Source organism: Bacteroidia bacterium (assembly GCA_033391075.1).
GTDB lineage: Bacteria > Bacteroidota > Bacteroidia > J057 > J057 > JAWPMV01.
Genome location: JAWPMV010000001.1, coordinates 7,122,458 through 7,142,578, shown reverse-complemented (window position 1 = coordinate 7,142,578; position 20,121 = coordinate 7,122,458). Strand labels below are relative to the sequence as shown.

At 42.6% G+C, this 20,121-nt stretch carries 17 protein-coding genes; 12 read left to right on the top strand and 5 right to left on the bottom strand.

All coding sequences use genetic code 11. The features are described 5' to 3' along the window. Positions 1-8: 8 nt before the first annotated feature. Positions 9-2,402, top strand: coding sequence for a penicillin-binding protein 1C (gene pbpC / locus R8P61_28480; protein ID MDW3651047.1), 2,394 nt, complete (start codon positions 9-11; stop codon positions 2,400-2,402). 53 nt (positions 2,403-2,455) lie between these two features. Here pbpC and R8P61_28475 read toward each other — a convergent pair whose 3' ends face one another. The 3 genes from R8P61_28475 to R8P61_28465 form a co-directional block, all read right to left on the bottom strand. Next, on the bottom strand, positions 2,456-3,913 hold the full coding sequence (locus tag R8P61_28475; GenBank protein ID MDW3651046.1) for an alpha/beta hydrolase-fold protein: 1,458 nt from the start codon (positions 3,911-3,913) through the stop codon (positions 2,456-2,458). Between the two features lie 62 nt (positions 3,914-3,975). Beyond that, entirely contained in the window at positions 3,976-5,184 is a 1,209-nt protein-coding gene (locus R8P61_28470) for a hypothetical protein (protein MDW3651045.1), read from the bottom strand. Positions 5,185-5,910: 726 nt separating this feature from the next. After that, positions 5,911-6,714, bottom strand: coding sequence for a hypothetical protein (locus R8P61_28465; GenBank protein ID MDW3651044.1), 804 nt, complete (start codon positions 6,712-6,714; stop codon positions 5,911-5,913). 221 nt (positions 6,715-6,935) lie between these two features. Here R8P61_28465 and R8P61_28460 point away from each other — a divergent pair, with 221 nt between their 5' ends. The 11 genes from R8P61_28460 to R8P61_28410 all read left to right on the top strand — a co-directional run bounded on the left by R8P61_28460 (position 6,936) and on the right by R8P61_28410 (position 16,962). Next, on the top strand, positions 6,936-7,844 hold the full coding sequence (locus R8P61_28460; protein MDW3651043.1) for an SPFH domain-containing protein: 909 nt from the start codon (positions 6,936-6,938) through the stop codon (positions 7,842-7,844). A 151-nt stretch (positions 7,845-7,995) separates the two neighbouring features. Then, entirely contained in the window at positions 7,996-8,484 is a 489-nt protein-coding gene (locus R8P61_28455) for a hypothetical protein (GenBank protein MDW3651042.1), read from the top strand. Positions 8,485-8,503: 19 nt separating this feature from the next. Further along, positions 8,504-9,082, top strand: coding sequence for a YceI family protein (locus R8P61_28450; protein ID MDW3651041.1), 579 nt, complete (start codon positions 8,504-8,506; stop codon positions 9,080-9,082). A 118-nt stretch (positions 9,083-9,200) separates the two neighbouring features. Further along, complete coding sequence (locus R8P61_28445; GenBank protein MDW3651040.1) at positions 9,201-11,273, top strand: tail fiber domain-containing protein; 2,073 nt, start codon at positions 9,201-9,203, stop codon at positions 11,271-11,273. A gap of 4 nt (positions 11,274-11,277) precedes the next feature. After that, positions 11,278-11,769, top strand: coding sequence for a T9SS type A sorting domain-containing protein (locus R8P61_28440; GenBank protein MDW3651039.1), 492 nt, complete (start codon positions 11,278-11,280; stop codon positions 11,767-11,769). Positions 11,770-11,848: 79 nt separating this feature from the next. Next, positions 11,849-12,397: a DinB family protein gene (locus tag R8P61_28435; GenBank protein MDW3651038.1), complete on the top strand. Its 549-nt coding sequence runs from the start codon at positions 11,849-11,851 to the stop codon at positions 12,395-12,397. Between the two features lie 114 nt (positions 12,398-12,511). Then, on the top strand, positions 12,512-12,952 hold the full coding sequence (locus tag R8P61_28430) for an SRPBCC family protein (GenBank protein ID MDW3651037.1): 441 nt from the start codon (positions 12,512-12,514) through the stop codon (positions 12,950-12,952). 9 nt (positions 12,953-12,961) lie between these two features. Next, positions 12,962-13,285 (top strand): metalloregulator ArsR/SmtB family transcription factor, encoded by a 324-nt coding sequence (locus tag R8P61_28425; GenBank protein ID MDW3651036.1) that lies wholly within the window; start codon positions 12,962-12,964, stop codon positions 13,283-13,285. A gap of 94 nt (positions 13,286-13,379) precedes the next feature. Beyond that, positions 13,380-14,255, top strand: a complete 876-nt coding sequence (locus R8P61_28420; protein ID MDW3651035.1) for a phosphatase PAP2 family protein — start codon at positions 13,380-13,382, stop codon at positions 14,253-14,255. A gap of 19 nt (positions 14,256-14,274) precedes the next feature. After that, positions 14,275-16,458 carry a molybdopterin cofactor-binding domain-containing protein gene (locus R8P61_28415; GenBank protein ID MDW3651034.1) on the top strand — a complete coding sequence of 728 codons (2,184 nt, stop codon included), beginning with the start codon at positions 14,275-14,277 and terminating at the stop codon, positions 16,456-16,458. Positions 16,459-16,485: 27 nt separating this feature from the next. Continuing rightward, positions 16,486-16,962, top strand: coding sequence for a DinB family protein (locus R8P61_28410; protein ID MDW3651033.1), 477 nt, complete (start codon positions 16,486-16,488; stop codon positions 16,960-16,962). Between the two features lie 18 nt (positions 16,963-16,980). On the opposite strand, the gene R8P61_28405 is transcribed toward R8P61_28410, so the two are convergent. Then, complete coding sequence (locus R8P61_28405; protein MDW3651032.1) at positions 16,981-18,525, bottom strand: T9SS type A sorting domain-containing protein; 1,545 nt, start codon at positions 18,523-18,525, stop codon at positions 16,981-16,983. A 22-nt stretch (positions 18,526-18,547) separates the two neighbouring features. Next, positions 18,548-20,092 (bottom strand): T9SS type A sorting domain-containing protein, encoded by a 1,545-nt coding sequence (locus R8P61_28400; GenBank protein ID MDW3651031.1) that lies wholly within the window; start codon positions 20,090-20,092, stop codon positions 18,548-18,550. Positions 20,093-20,121 lie beyond the last annotated feature (29 nt).

Sequence of the window (20,121 nt, the reverse complement as noted above, 5' to 3'; positions counted from 1 at the left end):
TTGATAGAATGCACCTAAAATGGAAGCTACTGATAGTTTTGTCATTGGTATTTAACCTTTGGTTTTACCAGTGCCTTCCTGAACCTATTTTTATTGAACCTAATTCATCCGTTCTCTATGATGAAAATGGAGAACTGCTAAGTGCAACTATTGCCAAGGATGAGCAATGGCGATTTCCATTAATTAAACGTGTGCCAAAGAAATTTGTCATTTGCCTTAAAACGTATGAAGACAAACGCTTTGAACATCATATAGGGGTCGATATACTAGCACTGGGAAGAGCAATTTATCAGAATATTCGCGAAGGGAAAATTATTAGCGGGGCTAGCACACTTAGCATGCAGCTAATCCGACTTTCTCGAAAAGGGCAAGAAAGAACCTATGGCGAAAAAATCTTGGAATTACTAAAAGCTATACGCCTTGAATTGAGGTATAGCAAAAAGGAGATACTTAGGTATTATAGTACCTATGCCCCTTTTGGAGGAAATGTAGTTGGATTAGAAACGGCTGCCTGGCGGTATTTTGGAATAGAACCTTCCAAATTAAGTTGGGCAGAATCAGCCATGCTGGCAGTACTCCCAAATAGTCCCGCATTGGTGAACCCCAATCGTAATCGAGAAGAATTATTGAAAAAAAGGAATACCCTTTTAAGAAAACTTTACATAAATGGAGAGATTGATTCAACTACGTGGTCCTTTTCGGTATTTGAACCTCTTCCTTTAAAAACATTTCCGATTGCTCAGGACGCACTTCATCTACTTCAAACCCATAACAGTTCAAAAAAGGATGCTAGTAGTGCCCAGGTATATACAACTCTCAGCAAACCATTGCAGCTTAAAGTAAACCAGGTTCTAAAACGCCATGGGAAAATTCTTCGGGAAAATGCCATAGGAAATGCAGCAGCTTTAATCATAGAAGTAGAAAGTGGAGACATCAAAGCTTATGCGGGCAACATCATGAACCCTCAGGGAAAAGGAGATGACGGAAGGTTTGTAGACATCATCCAGGCGCGAAGAAGTAGCGGTAGCATCCTGAAACCATTGTTGTATGCCTCTCGCTTGCACGAAGGTGAAATTCTCCCCAAAACCCTTATTCCTGATATCCCTACCAATTTTAATGGATACCGCCCCCTAAACTTTACCCGAAGCTTTTTAGGCGCCGTGCAGGCCGATCAATCGTTAGCGCAGTCTCTCAATGTCCCAGCTGTTCATATGCTCAGAGATTACGGAATCGCTAAATTCCACCATAAACTCCAAGAAGTCGGCATGAGTACCCTGGATCGAGCTCCCGCAAATTACGGACTCACCTTGATTTTAGGAGGAGCAGAAACCAGCCTTTGGGACCTGGCAAAAATGTACGGAGGAATGGCCCGAACCCTCAAAAACTACCCCCATTACAACGGTAGATACGACCCGGAGATTTATCGGCCACCTAATTATTTGAAAGGAAATTCTTATACCACCATTCCGGCCTCTGAGCATTCAGAAAAACTTGTCAAGCATCCTCCCTTAAGCGCTTCAGCAATCTGGCACACCTTTGAAGCCATGAAAAAAGTTTTGAGACCCCATGAAGATCAGATTCGAGACCAGCTGTCGCACCGAGCAAATATTGCCTGGAAAACGGGTACAAGCTTTGGCTTCAGAGATGCCTGGGCCGTGGGTTGTACTCCCGATTATGTAGTAGCCGTTTGGGCCGGAAATGCTGACGGTGAAGGAAGACCTGGCCTGGTTGGCTTGCATGCAGCTGCCCCCATTTTATTTGATATTTTCAATGCCCTTCCTCGTTCTGATAAATGGTTCTTCCAACCTTTCGACGAAATGGCAAAAATTCCCGTCTGCAAAGAAAGTGGATATCGGGCTTCCACGATTTGTGAATCCCGGGATAGCTCCTGGGTACAAAAATCAGGTTTAAAAACGCTTGCATGTCCCTATCATAAAAATTTCCATCTGGATCCTTCCCTTAACTGGCAGGTAAATAGCTCTTGTATTTCCCCTTCGGAGATCAAGCACACGCCCTTTTTTGTGTTACCTCCAGCTATGGAACGGTTTTATGTTCAAGGGAATTTGGCTTACAAATCTCCACCGCCTTTCAGAGAAGGTTGTGAAGTAAGTAATGCAAACACTCAGAATCCATCTATGGATTGGATCTACCCTCGGCACGATGCAAGAATCTTTATCCCCTATGGCTTAGATGGAAAACGCAGCAATGCAATTTTTGAACTCGCACATAAGATTTCTTCTGTACGAGTGTTCTGGCACCTAAATGGAGAATTCCTCGGGGAGACACGCGACGAACATAAAATGCCCCTGGCACCGCAGTTAGGATTGCATAAATTGGTTTGCGTTGATGAGTTTGGTGAAATACTAGAAAAAGAATTCGAAATTGTAGAGAAAGGAAAGTAAAAAAGCAGGTACATCTGATCAGCTGTACCCGCTTTTATTATACAATTAATTCTTTATTCCGCTCCTTCCAATCTCACTCCTTTCATCATCTGTCCGATGCCTTGCTGGGCGGTAAAGCTATTAACTTCGTCTTTATCATTCACCTCAAACTGAACCACAGAGTTTAAGGATTTGACGAGGAATACTTCATCCGGAAAAGGAATCATTTCTGTTTGAGGAAATCCGCCTTTGACTTTAGCCATGAGCTTATCATCAACGACACTCACCTCAACAACTCCCATAGGCGTTTTGTATTTACCTTCATATTTCTTCAGCTTCTTGGCAGACAAATCCAGTTTCATGGACATAGGGTCATAGTCGAGACCCAGCTTTTTCAGCATCGCAACTCCATTGGCATTGCCAGGATTGATTGCCAGAGATTTTTTGTAATACTCAATGGCTTTATCATTCTCCTTATTGGCCATATAGGCTTCGGCCATGCTGTCATAGGTATTGAAAGATTTGGGGTGTTCCTTTATATTTCTGGCAAAAACCTCTTTGGCTTCCCTAAGCTTGCCTTTGCCAATCAATTGATAACCCAATGTATTCATTCGGGCTTCATCTATCTTCCAGCTATATCCCAGTTTTTCTGAAATCATAGCATAGTGCTTTTCTAAAGCCTCCATTCCCCCTGTCTGATAAAGCTCTACCACATCAGCGCTGTACCATTCCTTGAAAATCTTCTCCAATCCATAGTAAGTACTCCTATGAGGAACTGAACCATGGGTTTCTTCCTCCATCACTTTGAAATCCCAATTGAAATCTTCGCCTTCATACTCTTCAAATAAGGCCGCCAGCTTCATAGCTCCTCCCAACATAGTCCCTCCTTCATTTCCCATTGTCATGTAGAAGTAGGTATTCAGCTCCGGCTTTTCATCCAAAAACTTTTCAGCTTTCTCCACCAAACTCTGATTATCCCACCACATACTGGGACTAATGGAGATATAGGAATCAAAAAGGTCGGGTTCTTCAAGGAAGGCATTTACGGCGAAAATTCCTCCAAAAGAGTGTCCGATCAACATGGTATAAGGGCTCGTATTGTATTGCTTGGCTATATGGGGAATGAGCTCATCTTTGATGAAGCTCAGCATCTTATTGGCTTGGCCACCTGTGGGGAAATTCTTTTTGGCTTGCTCATCCTTCAGAATCTCAGGCGTTAGATCACGAGTACGATCTGTAGTATTAGGGATAGCAACTACGATCATCTCCGGCATACGTCCCTGCGTTGAGAGAAAATGAACAACTCCCGTTGTATGATGAAAATGGTAATCTCCATCCAGGAGGTACATAACAGGTGTAGGATTTCCTGTAGGCGAATAGCCCGCAGGCAAATACACAGAGAATGGCCGATCCTCTTTCAGGATTTCAGACTTTAATACATAAGATTTACCAATATTGATGTCTTTGCCTTCTTGTGCAGAGAGAGAAAAAATAAGTAAAATGAGAATAAAAGATAGCAGCAGCTTCTTCATAGTGCTTAGGTTATGTAGGTTTTGGCATTGAAAGAAGCAGTCGCTCCTTTTCAATAATTTACTCAAATGTTTCGGAAAAGATTCAACAGGGCACTGGATATGCGGTTTTTCTCGATCCATCTATCTTCATTCTCGACAACCCCCTCCAAAAATTCCTTTTCTATTCTGCGATATCTCGCTTCCAGGATCGCCAAATTACCTTGACCCCTTTCGTCAAAAAGCTCTTTATGTGAATCCGCCAGTTTAAAACTCGCGTCAAAATCTCCTCCAATCAATATCTCTTTCAGCTGTTTTTTAATCTGGACTTCTGCCTGCTTATCGACAAAGTCAGCTAGAAGTTTATAGTCATTTTTCAGCGCTTCTATTTGTTGGGGAAAGAGTGCCTGATACATTGCGGAGACTCCTTGCCATTGCTCAGGTTGCAGTTGGCCAAATAGGCGGCTATAGGTCTTATCAAGCTCAAATTTAGCTCGTTCGGAAAATGCGATTCCCTGTTTCGTGAAATACTGAAGGCTCCGAAAGTTTTCTATCTCGCCATTGAGTTGGGAGAGGTAGTATTTATTCAAGCGGTTCAAGGCATGTTTATCCAAATTAAGGCTCAGGAAACTGTGGAAAGCCTTTTGAGCAATTTGGTTTCGACAATAATAAAGCTGAAGGTCCGGAGGAAAGCGATGCTCCTGATATTTCTCCTTTAGCTTAAAATGCTCAAATTCCCTCAAAGATAAATCCAGCAGTAATAAAGGAGCTTGCTGCCGGACCAGGTATCCTTCAGCCGACGCTTCATTTCCAATACTACTCGAGTGTAGGTATAGATTTTTGAAAGAAGGAGAAAGATTGGCCAGGTTCACTTCTTTTTCTGTTTGACTGGGAGAAGAAATTCTCACTTTCTTATGCAAAGCAAACTGAAGAGCATCCTCCAATTCCGGAAAGGGAATGTCCTCCGGCATATGCAAGACCATGCCGACAAAAAACTTCACGCCTCCCCTACCGTCAAATACCATGCGTCTCATCTTTACGCTTATGCGAACAGGATCATCCTCCAGATCGAGATCTGAAAATTTGAGGCTGTTTCGACAATCTACGTATACATTATCCTCCGGGAGCAAGTGCGGAGAAAGCACACTTTTATAAGATTCCCGGATGATGCCAAAATTATTGACAAACTCCTGATTGGGCTGCACCATGGGCCAGCTTCTTATCGGAGGAACAAGTACATGTGGAGACTGTAGGAGTCTAAAATCAAAGGCAGAATACTGCAAAAGCAGAAACATATTTCAATATAGGGAATATTTTTTCTCAGGCCAGTCTTCGGGATTCTGAACAATGCATATCCCCGTCTTTTTGGCAAAGAATTCCCCAGAAACTGTTTCTGGTCATTGTCAATATGTTGATTCTTTCATTTCAGCTTATCTACTCCTGTAGATTTCTGGCGAAAGATGAACGGAGAGGTTCTTGGAATTACTCTCTTTTATTCATCTCTGTTTATCCGCCTCGCTGACAATGCATTAAGGTGGGCTGAATTCAAAGAGAGTAAATTTCTGAACAATTCCGTCTGCTCCATATTCCTTCTGCACGTACTTGTTTCAAAAACAATCGGTCCATAATAAAGGGTGTTAAGAGGTTCAAAAATTTGATCTTCGGGTAGTCACAGAAAAACTGACGTAGTCTTTCTCGGACTTTACATAATAAATGTATAAACATCAAGCCTCATTTTATAGTACAAATGCAAATTGGTTGCCAAAAAGAAAGTATTCGTTCAGGAACTATTATTATTCGTGCAAATGAATCTTTCTTTTCGACATAGATAAGTGGGAATGGGAGGGGAAATCTAAATGAAAGAGAAGTGTTGTAGTTCAAGAGTGTTGTAGTGTTAAAGTTTAAGAAATGATCAACAACCGCACTATAACACTACAACACCCTAGCACTTTCTAAAACAAAAAAGCCCAAAACCGAGCGTATAGCTCGATCCGGGCTCATCCTATTAGCGTCACGTCTGTTTATTTCAGTACCCAACGCGCAATTCCGCCTAGTGATCTCAGGTTGGTGCTGACGGGTGATCCATCGAAGTGCCAGCGGTAGCCATAGCCCCAACGGCCTTCCATGCCAATCTCAACTCTTTTCGCAATGGTAACGGACCATCCGAGTTGACCATAAAGTCTTTGAGAGATGCCATCTCCTACTTCCACATCATAAATGTGAAAATCGCCATAATCCGATTCATTCAATCTGCCGATTCCGGACGATTTTAAAGAAGAAATGCTGGACTCTGCCTGGAGGCTTCCGGTGATATCGATGGTATTGAGGAAACTATATCCGGTATTTCCACCAACTCCTACATGAAGGGCAAAAGGTCCTGCTTCCAATCTTCTTACCAGGGCTACATCCAGAGCAATTTCATTTCCCCAGGAATTCATGGTGAGGTAATTGTCATAGCGACTCAAACTTTCTCCATAAAAGGTCAGCCCATCATAACGATTGGCAACGACTAATAAAGAAGTATGGAGTTCTACTTTAGGATTTGCTGTCATCCAGGCAGCTTGAAGGCGCAAATGCGGATTTTCACAATATCCGCTGTAAATGTCGGCCTGATCTGTATCCAGGCCCAAATCTTCTGAAAGACTGGGTAGACCCGCCATTCTTTCAAAACTCACAGCACTGAAATTCTGGACCTTATCCCACTCTATACCCAGGGAGATTCCCGTGCGTTTAAGCGGCATACCGAAGAGTTTGGTTTTGGAATTTTGTGCGAAGAGGGAGGAAGCCAACGCTAGCGCGAAGACTGTGATGATGAGTCTTTTCATAGTTGAATGATAGAAGTTTTGGTTAATGTTACCTACAAGTTAGGAAGGCTGAAGAGGAAAAAATAGGCAAAATTTTTATCCGTTCGGATTTTGCGAAGAGCTGTGTACTTCCTACTTAATAAGCGTGATTGGCAGTTTTGAAAAGATTTTTTCTTAGAATTCCAACTATTCAACATACTAAACTATCTTTATCCTGAAACATACACTTAATCACTCGTACCATGGAAAAAATTCGCAATCTGAAAAACAATGGATTCCTCCATTTATTTATCGCACTTGCTTTAATTTTTTCACCCTTACTATTAATTTTTCAAGGCTCACCGGCTTTAGCAGGGCTTTTATTTTTCCTCTGCTTTGTTGGTCTCATCTGGCTAATTGGACTATTTACTGTCCAGCCTAATCAAACGCGGGTATTGCTCTTTTTTGGTAAGTACAAAGGAACCGTAAAGAACAATGGATTCTTCTGGGTCAACCCTTTTTATTCCAAAAAGAAAGTATCTCTTAGGGTGAGAAACCTGGAATCACAGATTATCAAGGTAAATGATGAATTGGGAAACCCTATCCTCATCAGCGCTGTAGTTGTCTGGAAAGTAGTAGATACCTACAAAGCTATCTTTGATATTGAAGCAGCAAGTACTATAAATGCGGCTTCAGGAGTGGCTTCAAAAAATACGGAGCTTTCTTATCAGAACTTTGTGAAGATTCAGGCAGAAGCAGCTTTGAGAAAAATCGCTCATAGTTATCCCTATGATGACCTGACAGAAAATGAAGATACCATTACGCTTCGTTCGGGATTTGATGAAATAAACAAGGCCTTGGAAGAAGAGTTGAAGGAAAGACTCAGAATGGTCGGTATCGAAGTTCTGGAAGCACGTCTGTCCAATTTGTCTTATGCTCCCGAGATCGCTGCAGTTATGTTACAGCGTCAGCAAGCGCAGGCTATAATAGCTGCCCGTAAGAAGATCGTTGAAGGATCAGTAGGCATGGTGGAGATGGCAATCGAGAAACTGGACAAAAAAGGATTGGTAGAATTGAATAATGCTCAAAAAGCCAATATAGTCAGCAATCTGATGGTAGTCCTTTGTTCGGATAGTGCCACAAATCCTGTAATCAATACAGGAGCAGAATAGCATAGCGTTTAGATTCACACATAGAAAGCTGGGCTTGTCGAAAGGCAAGCCCTTTTTCTTTTGTACCCAAGGCCCTCAAAAAGGTCTCATTTCTCCAAATAGGACGCCAGGAGCGTATATAGCCCCTTTCTTTGCTTCAAAATCAATCATTATGAAGCGAATAAACACATGGATCATCCTGATCATTTTCCCCCTCAGCATCTTTGCTCAAGACCCACAGACAGCTCCTCTACCGGACAAATTTGCAGAAATGGAAGCGATACTCAATGTATCACACTTTCCATCCCCTGTGCTTGCCTCTACGGATCCTGATGAAGCCGGCACCTATTTCTGGAAACACAATACCAGTCTCATGTCTCAAACAGAGGATGTGGAGATTCTGGAAGGTGGGGCCTACATTTTTTACAACAACCAATGGAACCTCAGAGTAGCTATGTCCGCCAAAGATTTCTGCAAACTTTACAATATTCCCAAAGGCAAAATGAAGGCCGGTCAACCCTACACCTTTGTCGATAACTGGAGAAGAGACAGTCGACTTGTAGGAGGTTGGGCCATGTGGTATGTCATCGGCAAAACCTCAAGCGGTAAAAAAGTCTATGGCATCGGCAAACTGGATACGGTCGGCAAACTTTACGAATAATCTCTAACACAATTTTATCATGAAAAATATCATTCTCTCAATCAGCACTATTTTTATTCTGACTCAACTTAGCCTGGCCCAAAACTTTGAATTGGAGCCCACAAAGAGTCAGCTCAATTGGACGGGTAAAGCAGCCTTCAATGCCTACTCCCTCTCAGGAAGTCTGGAAGCCGAATATGCCCAACTAAGACTGGAAAATGGCAGCCTGCTTTCAGCTAATATTCTCATCGATATGAAAAGCCTGGAAGCAGAAAACAAGGACCTTCAAAAGCATTTGCGTTCCAAAGATTTCTTTGAGGTAAAGAAGTATCCGGAAGCGTCCTTCGTCCTGACTGAGACCAGCCCGTTTACAGCAGGCAAACAAAGGCTCAAAGGAAATCTGATCATTAAAAAACAAAGTCATCCTGCAGAGATTCAAATAGAGATTACTGAGGATCAAGGCAGCTATAGGCTTACAGGAAGTATGACCATAGATCGAACCCAATATGGTATCTATTTCAATTCCCCCAATGTCTTTACCAATCTGAAGGAACAGGCCATTGCCGATGAATTTGAATTGGAATTTGTCCTTCATTTTAAAGAAGCTCTAACTCCCTAAAAGAAAACGGTAACGTTTTGCAAGGGAAAGCTCACTAGTAGGAGAAGAAGTTTGTCTTTTTCTCCTATTTTCTATTATACCCGTCAACTAACAAATCGAACATCATAAAAATTTTCCCATGAGATGCCGCCTACTTCTCCTTACGCTTGCCTTTGCTTTCTCTATGCCCGCCTTAATTGCTCAAAGCAATAGAGCCTTTCACTATCAGGCTGTAGCCCGTGATAATGGAGGAGCGATCCTCAGCAATACCCAAATCAACCTACGATTTCAAATTCGAGCAAATAGTCCCTCCGGTACTTTGGTCTATCAGGAAAAACATACTCCTAATACCAATAATCTCGGCCTGGTAAATCTGGATATAGGAAAAGGACTCATTGAGTCGGGAGATTTTAATACCATCGCCTGGAATGAGGACGATTATTACCTGATTGTAGAACTGAATGGAGTTTCCTTAGATACAAGTCTTTTTGAATCTGTGCCCTATGCGAAAGTGGCCACAGATATGCAGCTCAATCATTTGCGAGATGTAAGTGATTTGCCTCCATTCAATGAGCAGGTTTTGGCCTGGGATGGGACTGCCTGGGTGCCCAAAGATGAGCGGTCCTATACAGGAGGAACGGGGATCAGCGTAGTAGGGAATGTGATCACCAATGAGGCTCCCGATCAGAGTGTAAGTCTAACTGGAAATGGAGCGACCAGCATCAGCGGAACTTACCCCAATTTCACCATCAGCTCTACCGACAATGTAAATGATGCAGATGCCAGCACGACCAATGAAATCCAAAGCATGTCCCTGAGCGGAAATACCTTGAGTCTTTCCCTCGGAGGAGGATCGGTGAGCCTGGCTTCATTTTCCTCTCCCTGGAATAATTCCGGGAGCAATCTCTATTTCAATACTGGAAAAGTCGGAATCGGAGACAATAGCCCTATCGCGACACTCACAGTAGGAAATGGCGATAAATTCCAGGTACATGGTGCAGACGGAGATATCGTTTTGAAAGACGATCAGGGAAGTTTGCGTTTTGCGAATTCCAATGGTTCAAATGCACCTATGATCCAAATGTTCCAGTCAGGTACCAATAATAGCACACGTATGCTGGTCGCCCATTCCCCCAACTTCTCCAGCTGGGGCATTCAGTATAATGATACGGCGGATGCCTTTAACTGGATTGGAGATAATCTGCCTGTTTTCCAGGTGCAACTTTCAGGACAGCAACGAATCGGTGTAGGTACTTTCAGTCCCGAGGCAAGGATGCATATTGTGGATAATAGCGCTACGGGAACCGGCCATATGAAACTGACAGAGTCTCAATTTGATTTCTCAAGAATCACTATGGATAATACGATTCATAATAATTTCTGGGACATCGCTGCAAGGACAGATACCAATTTAGCCAACGCCCAATTCAATGTGTATCATAGCGATGCCGGAGACATATTTTCAGTCAATGCAAGAGGACGAGTGGGAATCAATGATGCAAATCCCGCTTATGCAGTGGAAATAAATGGGAAACAAAGTACCCGGGTTATGAACCTCTACAACAACCTTGGAACTACAACCTCTACTACTTACAACTATGGGCTCAGGGTCGGTCTTTCTCAACAGTCCAATTCTGGTTTCCCCAGACTCTATAATGTGTATGGCAGAAGTTCAGATGCTGATTCATACTTAAGCTATGGCCTCTATGGCTATGCTAACAATGCTTCCAATGCGAACTACGGAGTATATGCCTATGCCCCTACTTCCAATGGATATGCTGGGTATTTTAGTGGGAATACCTATGCAACAGGTGCTTATCAAACTTCTGATGCTCGTTTAAAGTCGAATATCATCGAGGTACAAAATGGCCTGGGAACAATCATGAAATTGAGGCCAAAAAGCTATGAGTATAAACGAGAGGAGTATGATTTTATGAACCTCCCCGAAGGCATTCAGCATGGATTTTTAGCTCAGGATATTGAAAATCTCTTGCCAGAATTGGTGAATGATTCTTTTCAGGCTTATGATAAAGCGAAATCGGATACCGAAGAAGGACAGGGATTCCATTTCAAAGCTTTAAACTATACCGGCCTGATTCCGATCATGGTTTCTGCCATGCAAGAGCAACAGGATGTCATAGAAACGCAAGAAGCCCGAATCAAAAGTCTGGAAGACCGTTTAACTCAATTAGAAGCACTCCTAAAAAAATAATCCTATGTTTTTCAAATCAATGCTTAGCATGGCTTTGCTCCTGAGTCTTCATCTTTGTCAGGGCCAAAGCATCAGCCGATCCGTCATCAGCTCAGGAGGTTCGAATAATGATCAACTCAGTTCTACCCTGGGAGAAAGTGTCATTGCTACAGCAAGTGGAAGTGATCTGATCCTCGCACAAGGATTTCAGCAGCCCGATGAACTTTGGGCAACTTCTGTTGATCCTTTATTAGGGAAAGCGACTTTCAGGCTTTATCCCAATCCTACACGAGAAAAACTGATCCTGGAAATAGAGAGTGAAGAGAGAAGAAAAATCGCTGTTGAGTTCATAGATATGAGGGGACGAAAAGTTAGCAAAGCTTTGCCTATAGAAATAGGAAGCAATAGCGAGCATACCTTTGATGTAAGCAACTACGCAGTGGGAACCTATATGCTTTTGTTGAAAGATGGGAATGGGAAAATTCTGAATAGCTTTCGTTTCCAAAAGAGGTTTTAAGGCCTAATCCAGAAATAATGCGTAAATTAATGTTGTAACATCAGGAGGAGATATTTTCATTAACCTATAATTCATTACGATGAAAAGACTATCCCTATTTCTCCTGCTAATCCCCTTTTTTGGTATTTCGAATCCCACTTTTGCCCAGGAATCCATTCCTGAGGAAGCGACAAAACAATTGATGATCGAAGATTGGGAGCGCGCTAAAACCTATACACTGGAATATGTGGATGCTATGCCGGCAGATGCTATGTCTTATCGACCCGTTGAAGGCATACGTTCCTTTTCAGTGCAGATGCTACACATCTCTCAGGGCAATGTCGGTTTAGCCTCTAATGGTACTGGAGCGGAACGGATTTATGCCGATGTGAATCTGGAAAAATCAGAACAATACCACGAAAAAGAAGCCCTAAAGAAAATCGTGACCGAATGCTATGATTATGTCATAAAAAGCATCGAAGAAATGGATGCTTCGAAATTGGATGAGGTGATCGAAAGAGGTCCCTTCAAAATCAGTCGTCAAGCCTGGTTGAATAAAGCCTTCGAACACCAAACTCACCATAGAGGTCAGTGTGCAATCTATTTTCGGGTGAAAGGTATTGAGCCTCCCAAAGCAAAATTATTTTAGTACAGAATAACTATCTGAGAAGTGCCGGCAGATCTTTGAGATTTGTCGGCATTCAACACTTTTCCATATATTAGGTAGTACTATAGACTGCTTTTAACCAAATAGACTTAAGCTATGAAGTACAAAGGCTCTAAAGAAATCAATAAACCCCTGGAAGTGGTTACAAAATTCTTTGCCGACCCTGCTTATTTGGCGGAATACCAGGATGGCTTTGTCAAAAAAGAATTAGTGAGTGGTAAGGCGGGTAAAGAAGGGGCAGTTTCCCAGATGTTTTATGAACATGGAGGGAGGGAAATGCTGCTGACGGAAACCATTACTTCCAATAAGCTTCCGCACTCCTTCGAAGCATTTTACTCTCACAAACACATGGACAATACCATGAAATGCCAATTCACTGCTTTAGACAGGAATCGGACACGCTATGATTATGAATATGAGTACGTTCGCATGGAATGGTTTATGCCCAAATTGATAGCCATATTATTTCCCAGTGTGTATCGCAAACAAGGAGAAAAATGGATGCAGCAGTTTAAAGAGTTTGTGGAAAAACAGTAGCTTTACAGCATGAGGATACGGTCTAAAATCAAAAGCGACTACATTACAGAACAAGATCATGAGATCGCAAAAATCGCGAATGCATTATCCCATCCTCTTCGGGTTGCTTTGGTTCGCTTTCTAAGTGAGAAAGACCAGGAAACCGGACTCGATAATGTTACCTGCAATAAATATCTCAGGGAAATGTTTGATTATTCCCAATCCACCCTTTCCCAGCATGTCAAAATTTTGAAAGACTGCGGCCTCTTCACCACCCGTATACAGGACAAATTTACTTTCTACCACCTCAATCGAGAGCTCCTGCAGCAGTTTAAAGATTCATTAGTTAGCTAAACCAGCTTTCAACTCCTCCCCTTTTGATTTGTAATAAAAGATATTACATTTACATATCGCCTATTAACGATATACGATTTAATATCTTTTTATCATGAAAAAATTCACGCTATACCTCTTGTTTATCCTATCATTTTATGTGCTTTCAGCTCAGGGTATTCATCCCTTAGAAGCTGCCAAAAATCACTACAAAGATTTGCTTGCTTTAAGCGCAGAACCCAATCCTGCAAAAGCTCATTTTGATGAAATCAGTTTCCCCAGTAGTCTTTATAGTTATGCCCTTATTTATGTAATGGTTGCTCCTGAATACCTGACAGATGAGCAGGTAGACCAGCTGAAGAAGTCCATGAAATATCCCGCAAATAGCTCTGAACAAACCCAGGCAGAATTGGAGTTTCTCCTGGAATGGCAAAACAAACGGACCGAGGCACAGATAAAAAGATCTAAAGAATTCCTGGCTCCTATTGGCTACTGGCCCCATATCGATATTCTGGAAAATCATGAGCGTTACGAAAAGAATAGAGAGCATTTATTTTATGAAGGCAGGGCAGTTATGGGATCTCAGGTCACAGCTAATAACTATCCCGCAACGGCTCGTTTACTGGCAGGAGTTACCAAAGATATGCGCGTCATGGAGTTTGCAGTAAAATTTCATTTACTCCGCCCCAGGCCCTATCATTTAGACAAGCGGCTCCAACCTTTAGCCAATATGTCCTCTCCTTCATTTGCCAGTGGTCATACCCTCTGGGCCTACATTCAAGCCTATGTTTGGAGCGAACTAATTCCGGAAAAAAGAATCGACTTTCTAAATATTGCGTATGAAGTAGGAGAATCCAGAGAAATTATGGGCATTCATTACCCCAGTGATGAAGAGGCTTCTCGAATCCTTGCCCATAAAATGCTCAGCCTTATGTGGGAAAACCCCGCATTTAAAAAAGATTTTGCCGCAGCGAAATCTGAATGGAAATAAAGCTATTACCCTACACGCTATGCAAAGACGGAACTTTATTAAAATCAGTGGGCTCCTTTCGACCGGCCTCTTGTTGGAATTTCAATTATCCTGTACGCCAGCCAAAGCAGCAGCCGTTTCGGAATATGCGATCAATGCCTTTTTGCGCATCGGTTCTGACAATTCATTTACCATACTCGCCAAAAATCCAGAAATCGGGCAGGGAGTCATGACCTCCCTTCCCATGATCATAGCGGAAGAACTGGATGTCGCCTGGGAGGATGTTAAAGTAGAGCATGCCGGTTATAATACTGATTTAGGTGGTCAATTTGCTGGGGGAAGTACAGCCATCAGCTCTAATTGGGAGAATTTGCGGAAAGTAGGCGCGACTGCCCGACATTTGCTTATCAAAGCAGCAGCCTCAACCTGGCAGGTAGAAGCTGAAAGTTGTACCACTTCAGAAGGCAAGATTTTCCATGAAGTATCCGGCCGATCCATTAGCTATGGAGACGTGGCAGAGCTGGCGGCTACTTTTGAAGCTCCTGAGGAAGTTCCCCTAAAAGATCCGGCTGAGTTCAAACTCATCGGAAAAAGTATTCCTACTGTCGATGCGCATGAAATTGTATCCGGCAAAGCCTTGTATGGGATAGATGCAAAACCTCCGGGAGCTTATGTGGCCGTTATTGCTAAATCTCCCGTTTTCGGAGGGAAGGTCAAATCCTTTGATGCCACGGAATGCAAGAATATGGAAGGCGTCATTGATGTCCTGGAAATACCGGCAGACGATAATCCCACACGCATGAGAAATGGGATCGCCGTAGTTGCGAAGGATAGCTGGACAGCCATCAAAGCTCGAAAACTCCTGAAGGTCGAGTGGGAAGAAGCGCCTGAGCTTTTGAGAGGCACAGAAGAGTTGACAGAAGAGATGGAAGCAAACATCAATCGACCGGGAGAAATCAAGGTGCGTAATGATGGAAATGTAAATAGAGCTTTTCGTCAGCATTCCAGACAAATTGAAGCGACTTATTCGGTCCCTTTTTTAGCACATGTGGCTATGGAACCCCATAACTATACGGCCGATGTGGGCGAAGAAAAAACCGAGTGTTGGGGAGCTACTCAACAGCCGGGTTTTCCCCGATCCAAAACCTTGCAGGAAAGCACAGGCATTTCCCCTGAACAATACATCATCCATCAGCAAAGAAATGGAGGAGGATTTGGGCGAAGGTTGTTGATTGATAATATCGCCGAAGCCCTTTATGTGTCCCAACAATTGAAGCATCCGGTTCAGATACTCTGGACTAGGGAAGATGATATTGCCCATGATTATTACCGTCAGATGGGCAGGTATCGATTGAAAGGAGCGCTAGATGAGGAAGGGAATTTGTCCGCCTGGTACTTAAATGCCTCTTCCACCTCCCGCTATTTGTATCGAAAATCGAATGTGTCGCCTCATTTGAGTGAAGTCTTTCCCTATGTATTCCCGGCTTCATTTGTTCCGAATTTCAAGGTGGAATATACGCCTATCGATACGGCCATTTCGACGGGTGCCTGGAGAGGTCCCGGACACAATGCCTTTTGTTTTGTAGTTCAGGGATTTTTGGACGAAATGGCAGAACTAGCTGAGGCAGATCCTATAGAATATCGTTTGAAGATGATGGGAGAAGAAAGCCAGGAATTGCCCATGAATGATGAAGGAGATGAAAGCTATGAAACGGGGCGATTACGCGAAGTCATCAAAAGGGTGCGAAAACTTTCTTCCTGGGACGATCGAAAAAGCACAAATAGGTATCTCGGATTTGCAGCTCAATTCATGTTTGGCTCCTACGTCGGCCAGATTACGGAAGTCAGCAAGACAGCAAATGGATTTAGCATCGATAAAGTATATGTAGCTGTAGACTGCGGCATCGTGGTAAATCGCTCCGGAGCTTTGGCCCAAATAGAAGGAGGTATCATAGACGGCATCAATAATGCCTTGTATGGAGAAGTGCGGATCGACAAAGGCAGGGCTGTGGATCAAAACTTTGATACCTATCGCATGATGCGCATGGCAGAATGTCCAGAGATTATCGTTGAGATAGTTGATAGCAAGATCTCTCCACAGGGATTGGGAGAGATTACCTTGCCTTCTGCAGCCCCTGCCTTGTGCAATGCGCTCTATCAATTGCAGGGAGAACGTATCAGAAATCTGCCGATTAAGAAGCTTGCCGATCCAAATAAAAGCTAAATTTCGCCTACAAAATCACTTCGACCCATGACCGACATAGACATCCTGATTGATGGCCTCAGGAAAACACCCCTCATTCTGGAAAACCTCCTGAAAGATATTCCGGAAGAATCCCTGAAAGTTCAGCGAATTCCCGGCAAGTGGAGCATCCACGAACACGTCTGTCATTTCTCACAGGCAGAAGCCATGATCCTGAATCGATTCAAAACCTTCAAAGAAGAGGAGAATATTGAGTTCGAGCATTATTTACCGGGCACCACTACCCCGGTTGACGAACTCATGCGCCTGAACATGGAGGAAGAAATCGCCCGCTTTCAGCAACTCAGAACTTCCCTGATAGAAGTCGTTTCCGGCTTTGACACGCACATTTGGAAAAAGCAGGCAAAACATCCCGAGTACAAACTATACACTGCTTATATTCTTTTGCGCCACCTGCACATGCACGATCACTTTCACATGTATCGGATTGAGCAGCTGTGGCTGACGGAAGATGGATTTTTGTAGGGGAAAAGGATTAGCTGGCTAAGGCAATTTAACAAAGCGAACTATTTGCGAAAAACCCACTCGACTCAGTATTCGAAGCGAGTACACACCTGCAGGGATTTCATCCATCACTACATCAACCTCATGAGCTCCTGAGTGAAAAAACTGATCTCTTGTAATATTGCGAAAAGATCGCCCCTGAAGATCAAGTATATCTATTGTGAGAGAGGCTGAATTATGAAGAGAAAATTTCAACTGGCTATCACTCCTGCTGGGATTGGGATACAGTTTCGCTTCCTGAATAATCGAAGGGAATTTTTCAAGCCCGACTCGAGCTCCTAAGTTGTACTTGGCAATAGCAAATACTGCACTCGTATCATCTACACTTTCCCCTACTACAAAAAGGGAATGGGACGAAGAATCATAGGTTACAGAATAAGCTCTATCATCTGTCCCTTCGAAATCAGTTAGGAGCATTCCGTTTTGGCCGAAAGTGGAATCTACTATCCCATTTGGCATGAAACGCAATAGAGCAAAATCCTCATCAGGGCCTTGTGTATAGGTCCCAACCGCTATGATTTTTCCCCCAGGAAGTATTACTAAGGACTCACCTCCTAAATGAGGCACAAAATCAGCTCTCAGGATCCCAGAATTTCCAAAAGTAGTATCTAATTGTCCATGGGACGATAACTGGATCATATTAAATCCAAATGCCCCATCATACTCACCTAATCCGCCCAAAACGATTTTTCCATTTGAAGTTAAAGCCCCAGCGAAGGCCAATTCATAATTGAATCCAAAATCCTGGGTAAATACCCCTACAGAATTAAAGCTTGAATCGGTACTGCCATCTGAGTTAAATCTTCCTACTGAGAAGTTTCTATTTCCAGAACTGAAGCCTTTATTCACTCCAATACTTAGTATTTTACCGTCCGGTTGAAGTAATAAATCTAAACTTGTATTAATCCCGCAACAATCTATCTGTGCAATCCCCTCATCCCCGAAAGAGAAATCTATCTGCAAGGGATTAACTAATCTTCTTGAAATCAAAAAAGAATTAAACAATGAAAAGCCTCCAAGAATAATCTTTCCATCTGGCTGGATTAGCACTTGATAAGTAGTATCAAATATTGGCCCAGCAGAAATATTTCCTTGGAATCGCATACTCCCATCAGAATAGTACCAAGAAAATCCCAGGCTGTTCGATAAAGTTCTGGAAGATGGCCCTACTAAAATTATACTTGAATCAGAAGCTATGTCAAGGGACATAGCTTGATCATCCTCATTAAATTGGAAATTAGTAGTGGTAGATCCACCTATTCCAAAAGTCGTATCGATACTTCCATTTTGATCAAATCGTACTAGTGCAAAGTCATCATTGGCTGGATTTTCGGTGTATCCGCCTACCACTATCTTCCCTGCATACTGCATACGAACATCCCTTGCGTAACTATAGGCATTACCAAAATCAAAAGTTACCTTCCCTCCTATTCCAAAAGTAGAATCCAGTCTAACTTCTTGTCCAAAGAGTATATCCGAGTATAACAGGAAAATGAGTAATCCATAAATAGTCTTTGTACTCATAGCTTGGATTGGGATTAGCTGGTTAAGGCAATTTAACAAAGCGAACTATTTGCGAAAAACCCGCTCGACTCAGCATTCGAAGCGTATACACACCTGCAGGGATTTCATCCATCGCTACATCTACCTCATGAGCTCCTGAGTAAAAAAACTGATCTCTTATAATATTGCGAAGGGATCGTCCCTGAAGGTCAAGGATATCTATTGTGAGAGAAGATGAATTTTGAAGTGAAAATTTCAACTGGCTACCGCTCTTGCTTGGATTGGGATACAGTTTCGCTTCCTGAATAATCGAAGGGAATGTTTCAAGCCCGACTCGAGCTCCCAAGTTGTACTTAGCAATGGCAAATACTGCACTCGTATCATCTACACTTTCCCCTACTACAAAAAGGGAATGGGACGAAGAATCATAGGTTACAGAATAAGCTCTATCATCTGTCCCTTCGAAATCAGTTAGGAGCATTCCGTTTTGGCCGAAAGTGGAATCGATAATCCCATCAATAGTAAATCCGGCCAACACAAAATCTTCGCTTGCTCCGTTATACCTTGAGCCAACTGCAATAAGCTTCCCATCAGGTAATTTGATCAGTGATTTACCTCCGGGATATAGAGTAAAACTTTCTCGAACTATTCCAGAATCCCCAAAGGTCGTATCAAGCTGCCCAGAGGAATTCAGACGAATCATATTGAATCCTAAACTGTCCTTAAAACTACCTGTGCCAGCTATTAGTGTTTTACTTCCGAAAGTAGGGAGAACAACAAAAGCTGATTCCTTATTTGAATTGAAGTCTTGTCTAAAAATTCCATGAACAGCAAAACTCGAATCTAATGAACCGTCAGAGTTAAATCTGGCTATAATAAAGTCTTTTTCTCCTCTAAATTTACTTTCCCCAACAGCAAGGATTTTACCATCACTTTGTAAAGCCATGTCGTACATTCTCGACATTTCTGAATCACTTATACATACTTTAGCTTCTGTGCCGAAGATGGGATCTGGTCCTAATAAGTTTGGTAAAATCCCTAGTAAGCAAAAGTCTATATTCAGCCCATCCCAGCCTCCGATTAAAATATTCCCGTTTGGAAGAACTACTGCTTTGAATGTTGAGTCAGCTAATGGTCCAACGTTAAAATTCACAAACATTTTTTGAACGCCACTGGTATCATATCGGACAACTCCACTGGAAGGCCTACTTGGAGTAGTCTGAGACGCTCCTGTCAAAATAAAACTACTATCAGACAGCTGAGTAAAGGAGAAGCCATAATCATTCCCATCAAATTGGGAGTTTGAAAGCCTATAACCATTTGTGGCAAATGAGGAATCAATCTGTCCATTTGTCAATAATCTAAGGATAGAAAAGTCTGAATTATTCGCCGTTAATGTATACCCACCTACCACGATCTTCCCTTCATGCTGAATCAGAACATCCCTTGCATTACTATAAGCATTACCAAAATCATAGCTTACCTTCCCTCCTGTTCCAAAAGTAGAATCCAGTCTAACTTCTTGTCCAAAGAGTATATCCGAGAAAAACAGGCAAAAGAGTAATCCATAAATAATCTTGGTATCCATAGCTTGGTTTAGGAGTAGCTCATTCCCCA

Bases quoted from the DNA above. Each gene is read 5' to 3' on its own strand.
- pbpC (MDW3651047.1), top strand. From the start codon at position 9: ATGCACCTAAAATGGAAGCTACTGATAGTTTTGTCATTGGTATTTAAC.
- R8P61_28475 (MDW3651046.1), bottom strand. From the start codon at position 3,913: ATGAAGAAGCTGCTGCTATCTTTTATTCTCATTTTACTTATTTTTTCT.
- R8P61_28470 (MDW3651045.1), bottom strand. From the start codon at position 5,184: ATGTTTCTGCTTTTGCAGTATTCTGCCTTTGATTTTAGACTCCTACAG.
- R8P61_28465 (MDW3651044.1), bottom strand. From the start codon at position 6,714: ATGAAAAGACTCATCATCACAGTCTTCGCGCTAGCGTTGGCTTCCTCC.
- R8P61_28460 (MDW3651043.1), top strand. From the start codon at position 6,936: ATGGAAAAAATTCGCAATCTGAAAAACAATGGATTCCTCCATTTATTT.
- R8P61_28455 (MDW3651042.1), top strand. From the start codon at position 7,996: ATGAAGCGAATAAACACATGGATCATCCTGATCATTTTCCCCCTCAGC.
- R8P61_28450 (MDW3651041.1), top strand. From the start codon at position 8,504: ATGAAAAATATCATTCTCTCAATCAGCACTATTTTTATTCTGACTCAA.
- R8P61_28445 (MDW3651040.1), top strand. From the start codon at position 9,201: ATGAGATGCCGCCTACTTCTCCTTACGCTTGCCTTTGCTTTCTCTATG.
- R8P61_28440 (MDW3651039.1), top strand. From the start codon at position 11,278: ATGTTTTTCAAATCAATGCTTAGCATGGCTTTGCTCCTGAGTCTTCAT.
- R8P61_28435 (MDW3651038.1), top strand. From the start codon at position 11,849: ATGAAAAGACTATCCCTATTTCTCCTGCTAATCCCCTTTTTTGGTATT.
- R8P61_28430 (MDW3651037.1), top strand. From the start codon at position 12,512: ATGAAGTACAAAGGCTCTAAAGAAATCAATAAACCCCTGGAAGTGGTT.
- R8P61_28425 (MDW3651036.1), top strand. From the start codon at position 12,962: ATGAGGATACGGTCTAAAATCAAAAGCGACTACATTACAGAACAAGAT.
- R8P61_28420 (MDW3651035.1), top strand. From the start codon at position 13,380: ATGAAAAAATTCACGCTATACCTCTTGTTTATCCTATCATTTTATGTG.
- R8P61_28415 (MDW3651034.1), top strand. From the start codon at position 14,275: ATGCAAAGACGGAACTTTATTAAAATCAGTGGGCTCCTTTCGACCGGC.
- R8P61_28410 (MDW3651033.1), top strand. From the start codon at position 16,486: ATGACCGACATAGACATCCTGATTGATGGCCTCAGGAAAACACCCCTC.
- R8P61_28405 (MDW3651032.1), bottom strand. From the start codon at position 18,525: ATGAGTACAAAGACTATTTATGGATTACTCATTTTCCTGTTATACTCG.
- R8P61_28400 (MDW3651031.1), bottom strand. From the start codon at position 20,092: ATGGATACCAAGATTATTTATGGATTACTCTTTTGCCTGTTTTTCTCG.